This window comes from Acidovorax sp. KPB24-03, from assembly GCF_057546605.1.
Window position 1 is genome coordinate 1 of the sequence record NZ_BAAJYR010000248.1, and the last position, 5,040, is coordinate 5,040.

Genomic DNA, 5,040 nt, shown 5'->3' on the forward strand with positions numbered 1-5,040 from the left:
TCAGCCCAAGCGGCCGGCAAGCCCCATTGACCACGGCACCACCGTCACCCCAATCAGGCGGCCGCGTAACTCGAAGACGGAGCTCAATCCACGGCCAACGGGCGTGCTAGCGTGCCGCCCATGCAAGATACCCAAGCAACTGTTTGCCGAGAAATTACGCCAAGCCCATGGTGGCGGCCTGGCTACGAACCCGAAGCCCTCCGTCCTCCGAGCGGGAGGTTCAAACACCCGCCCACTGGGGCAAGCCCATGACCCTGCATGGCGTGCGCCGCTGGCTGCTGGGCGAAACCATGCCCGATGCCCGCAAGCTCATCACCCTGGCCGAGTGGCTGCGCATGCCGGTGCAGGAACTGGCCTTCGGCACGCCCACGCCGCAGGCGCGCGAAGAAGCCGCCCGCTGGCACGTGAACCTGGGGTACGAGGACCGCGAACTGTTCGAGACCTACCTGAAGCTGCCCGTGCCCAAGCGCCGCCTGGCGCGCGAGGTGATCCTGGCCATCGCCAAGGCCCAGGCCGCCGAACAGACCCCGCGCGGCGGCAACCGCTGAAAGCCCGCCGGCCATACCGGCCGGCAACCACACCGCAGGGCGCCGGCCCCTCAGCCGGCGAACAGGGCGCCCACGCCCTGCGCCAGATCGTCCGCATGCGACAGGACGAACAGCAGCAGGCCGATGAAGCCCCCCACCACCGTGCCGTTGATGCGGATGTACTGCAGGTCGCTGCCGATGTGCAGCTCCACCAGGCGCGCCAGCTCCTGGGCGTCCCAGCGGTCCACGGTGTTGCGGATGTGCTCGGCCACGAACTGCGACAGCTCGGGCGCCCACTGCGCCGCCCACAGCTCCAGCCGCACGTTCAGCCGCACCCGCAGCGCCGGATCGCCCGCGAGCGACAGGCCCAGCCACTGGCCCATGGCCGCCACCTTGCGCGAGACCGCCGAGTCCTCGTCGGCCAGGTCGCGCTGCAGGCGCTCGCGCAGGCTGGTCCACAGCGTCTGCACGTAGCGCCCCAGGGTGGCGTCGTTTTGCAGGTAGTGGCGGATCGCCATGCCGCGCTCGGCCCATTCCGGGTCGGACTGCAGGCGCTCCACCAGCCGCTGCACCGCCCCGTCCAGCGTGCCGCGCAGCTGGTGGGCCGGGTTGCCGGCCACCTCGGCCAGCAGGTTCTCGATGGCCTGGGCGATGGCGCCCGCGCCCTTCTCGCTCAGCCAGTCGGTGGGCAGTACCTTTTCCTTCAGCGGGTGCTCGCGCTTGATCCACTGCACGATGGTCTCGGCGATGAAGGTGCGGGTCTGCGGGTCGCGCACCAGGGTGGACAGGCGCGCCAGCAGGTCGTCGAGCAGCGCCTGGTGGCGGCCGTTGTGGGTGAGCGCCTCCAGCGCCATGGCCATGGTGCGCGACAGGTCGATCTGCCCGATCAGCGTGCGCGCGGCATCGTTCATGAAGCGCTGGATGCGCTCGTCCTCCACCGTCTCCAGCGCCGACAGGGCCAGGCGCGACATCTGCCGCGCCAGCAGCTCGGCGTTGCCCGGCGAGGTGAGCCACTGGCCCAGCATGTGGGCCGGGTCGTGGCGGCGGATCATGGTGACCAGCGAAGGCGCATCGAGGAACTCGTCGCGCACGAACGACGCCAGGTTGCCGCCGATGCGCGCCTTGTTGCGCGCGATGATGTCCGTGTGCCGCTGCACGAAGGGCAGCGGAATGCGCCGGAACAGCGCCGACACGGCGAACCAGTCGGCCAGGGCGCCCACCATGGCCGCCTCGGCCACGGCGCGCACGCATTCCACCGCCAGGCTGCGGGGCAGCGCATAGGTCAGCGCGAACACGGCGGCCACCGCCAGCAACAGGCCCGTGGCCAGCCACTTGGCCCGGGTCAGTGCGCGGGCCTGGTCTTCGTGGGTGCTCTGCATCGCGCAAGGATAGCCCGAGACCCCTGTGGGACAGGGCCGCTTCAGTGCGCTGGCGGGGCGGCGATCCGGTCCAGCGCCGCGGCCAGGTGGCCCACGGTGCGGTCCACGTGGTGCCACTTCTCCAGCCCGAACAGGCCGATGCGGAAGGTCTGGAAGTCCGGGCCCTCGCCGCACTGCAGCGGCACGCCGGCGGCGGTCTGCAGGCCGGCCTCCATGAACTTCCTGCCGTTCTGGATGCCGGGGTCGGTGGTGTAGCTCACGACCACGCCCGGGGCCTCGTAGCCCTCGGCGGCCACGCTCGGAAAGCCCCGCTCGCGCAGCAGCGCGCGCACCCGGGCGCCCAGTTCGATCTGTTCGGCACGCACCTTGTCGAAGCCGTAGTCGCGCGTCTCCACCATCACGTCGCGCAGCTGCACCAGCGCGTCGGTGGGCAGGGTGGTGTGGTAGGCGTGCTGGCCCTTTTCGTAGCCCTCGGCGATCTGCATCCACTTCTTGAAGTCGCAGGCGAAGCTGCTGCTCGTGGTGCCGTCGATGGCCTGGCGGGCGCGCTCGCCGAGCATCACCATGGCGCAGCAGGGCGAGCCGCTCCAGCCTTTTTGCGGGGCCGAGATCAGCACGTCCACGCCGGTGGCCTGCATGTCCACCCACACGGCACCGGAGGCCACGCAGTCCAGCACGAAGAGCGCGCCCACGTCGTGCGCGGCCTCGCTCACGGTGCGCAGGTAGTCGTCGGGCAGCAGGATGCCGCTGGCGGTCTCGACGTGGGGCGCGAACACCACCTTGGGCGATTCGGCACGGATGGCGGCGGCCACCTCATCGGCCGGGCACGGCGCCCACGGGGCCTGCGGGCCCTCGCCCTGGCGGCGGGCCTGGCACACCACCGCGCCACCGCCCAGAGCGCCCGCGTCGAAGATCTGGCTCCAGCGGTAGCTGAACCAGCCGTTGCGCACGATGAGCACCTTCTCGCGGTTGGCGAACTGGCGCGCCACCGCCTCCATGCCGAAGGTGCCGCTGCCGGGCACCAGCACCGCCGTGTGGGCGTGGTAGACGCCCTTGAGCGTGGCCAGGATGTCCTGCATCACGCCGGTGAAGCGCCGGGACATGTGGTTGAGCGCCCGGTCGGTGTACACCACCGAGAATTCGAGCAGTCCGTCGGGATCGATATCGGGCAGAAGGCCGGGCATGGTTGTCTCCGTGAGGGCTGGGCCAGCGCGCCGCACAGGCCGCGCTGGCCGGCAGACGGGGCGGACAAGGCCGGAAAAAATTGAGCGGGCCAGCTTAGCACGCGCACTTTCCGCGGGCCGGCCGCCCGCATCGCCGGTGCGATGGACGCAGCGGGCCCAACGCCGCTAGGATGCCGGACCGACCCTTTTCGACCCCAAGCCCCCACCAGGAGCCCCTCCCGATGCCCGACTTTCGCAGCGACACCGTCACCCAACCCACGCCGGCCATGCGCGACGCCATGTTCCAGGCCCCCCTTGGCGACGACGTGTTCGGCGACGATCCCACCGTGAACGCGCTGCAGGACCATGCGGCGCAACTGCTCGGCTTCGAGGCCGCGTTGTTCGCCTGCTCCGGCACGCAGACCAACCTGATCGCGCTCATGGGCCACTGCCAGCGCGGCGACGAAGCCATCGTGGGCCAGAGCTGGCACACCTACCGCTGGGAGGCCGGCGGCATGGCGGTGCTGGGCTCGATCCAGCCGCAGCCGGTGGAGACCCAGCCCGACGGCACGCTGCGCGTGGCCGACATCGCCGCCGCCATCAAGCCCGACGACCCGCACTTCGCCCGCACCCGCCTCGTGGTGCTGGAAAACACCACCGGCGGCCAGCCGCTGCCCACCGGCTACATCGCCGACGTGGCCGCCCTCGCCCGCTCGCGCGGCCTGGCCATGCACCTGGACGGCGCGCGCATGTTCAACGCCGCCACGGCCCACGCCGAGAAGAGCGGCACCGACGTGTACGACGAGGCGCGCGCGATCTGCTCGCACTTCGACTCGGCCTCGGTGTGCCTGAGCAAGGGCCTGGGCGCCCCCGTGGGTTCGCTGCTGCTGGGCTCGCACGACTTCATCCGCCAGGCGCGGCGCACGCGCAAGATCCTGGGCGGCGGCATGCGCCAAGCGGGCTTTCTGGCCGCCGCGGGGCTGCATGCGCTGCAGCACCACGTGCGCCGACTGGCCGACGACCATGCCCTGGCGCGCCAGTTGGCCGAGGGCCTGGCCGAGGCCGGCCGCAGCCACCCCGTGCTGCAGGGGCGCCTGACCGTGGCCTCGGCCCACACCAACATCCTGTTCACCGACGTGGAGGCCAACGTGGCCCCGGCCTTCACCGCGTGGCTGGCCCAACACGGCGTGCGGGTGACCAGCGGCCTCTACGGCCGTGGCGCGCGCCTGCGCTGGGTGGCGCACCTGGACGTGGGCCCCGAGGACGTGGCGCAGACGCTGGAGTGCGTGCGCCGGTTCGACGGGCGCGGGCAATGATCCGCTGAGGGGTCGGCAGGGGCTGGAGTCCCTGTGTCGCGACGCAGGGGCGCGTGGGTTGAAACTGGGTTTAGAGGTGGCCCCTCATTGAGCGGTACCACTGTCGCGCCCTGTGCGGGCGCGTGGGTTGAAACGGTGCCGGGCGATGGGACCGCCCTCGGGCCACCGCCCCAGGTTCCCCGGTGCAGGCACGCCCCTTCAAGGAAACAATCGATCGCTACATTTTCTATAGCAACACAGGCAATCAGTACTAGGGCATGAAGGGGTTTTGACTCAAAAACCGCTCCACACCCAGTCGAACCGCACGTCCAGCGGCAACTGGTGGATGCGGTAGGCCGCGGGCAGCGGCTCCAGCGGGCGCAGGCGCACCACGATCGACGGCATGCGCGGCGACAGCGGCGAGACGCGCTCGGCGGGAAGGCGTTCGGCCTCGGCCACCACGCCGACCACCTCGGCGCGGATGCGCCCGCCGTCCATGAACTGCAGGCTGGCCTGGCGCCCCACCTGGGCGTAGCGCGCCTCGTTGGGCAGCACGTAGGCGTGGACCATGGGCGCCCCGCGCCCCTGCAACACGGCCACGTCGGTGCCGGGCACCACCCACTCGCCGCGGCGAACGAGCTGGCGCACCACGGTGGCGTCGAAGGGCGCGACCACG

Annotated in this window: 4 protein-coding genes and 1 pseudogene; 2 read left to right on the top strand and 3 right to left on the bottom strand. The window is 71.2% G+C overall.

The features are described from left to right. Positions 1 to 127 precede the first annotated feature (127 nt). Positions 128 to 548: pseudogene (locus AC27KI_RS18355) on the top strand (XRE family transcriptional regulator). Between the two features lie 50 nt (positions 549 to 598). Here AC27KI_RS18355 and AC27KI_RS18360 read toward each other — a convergent pair. Further along, complete coding sequence (locus AC27KI_RS18360; RefSeq protein WP_284431092.1) at positions 599 to 1,906, bottom strand: DUF445 domain-containing protein; 1,308 nt, start codon at positions 1,904 to 1,906, stop codon at positions 599 to 601. Positions 1,907 to 1,947: 41 nt separating this feature from the next. Further along, positions 1,948 to 3,090 carry an aminotransferase class V-fold PLP-dependent enzyme gene (locus AC27KI_RS18365; protein ID WP_487115137.1) on the bottom strand — a complete coding sequence of 381 codons (1,143 nt, stop codon included), beginning with the start codon at positions 3,088 to 3,090 and terminating at the stop codon, positions 1,948 to 1,950. Positions 3,091 to 3,311: 221 nt separating this feature from the next. Here AC27KI_RS18365 and ltaE point away from each other — a divergent pair, with 221 nt between their 5' ends. Next, complete coding sequence (gene ltaE / locus AC27KI_RS18370; protein ID WP_487115139.1) at positions 3,312 to 4,385, top strand: low-specificity L-threonine aldolase; 1,074 nt, start codon at positions 3,312 to 3,314, stop codon at positions 4,383 to 4,385. Positions 4,386 to 4,658: 273 nt separating this feature from the next. Here ltaE and AC27KI_RS18375 read toward each other — a convergent pair. Next, on the bottom strand, positions 4,659 to 5,040 hold a 382-nt coding region (locus AC27KI_RS18375; protein WP_487115141.1), incomplete at its 5' end, for an HlyD family secretion protein.

What these genes read in the sequence shown, in the direction of transcription:
- AC27KI_RS18360 (WP_284431092.1), bottom strand. Translation starts at nt 1,906, where the DNA reads ATGCAGAGCACCCACGAAGACCAGGCCCGCGCACTGACCCGGGCCAAG.
- AC27KI_RS18365 (WP_487115137.1), bottom strand. Translation starts at nt 3,090, where the DNA reads ATGCCCGGCCTTCTGCCCGATATCGATCCCGACGGACTGCTCGAATTC.
- ltaE (WP_487115139.1), top strand. Translation starts at nt 3,312, where the DNA reads ATGCCCGACTTTCGCAGCGACACCGTCACCCAACCCACGCCGGCCATG.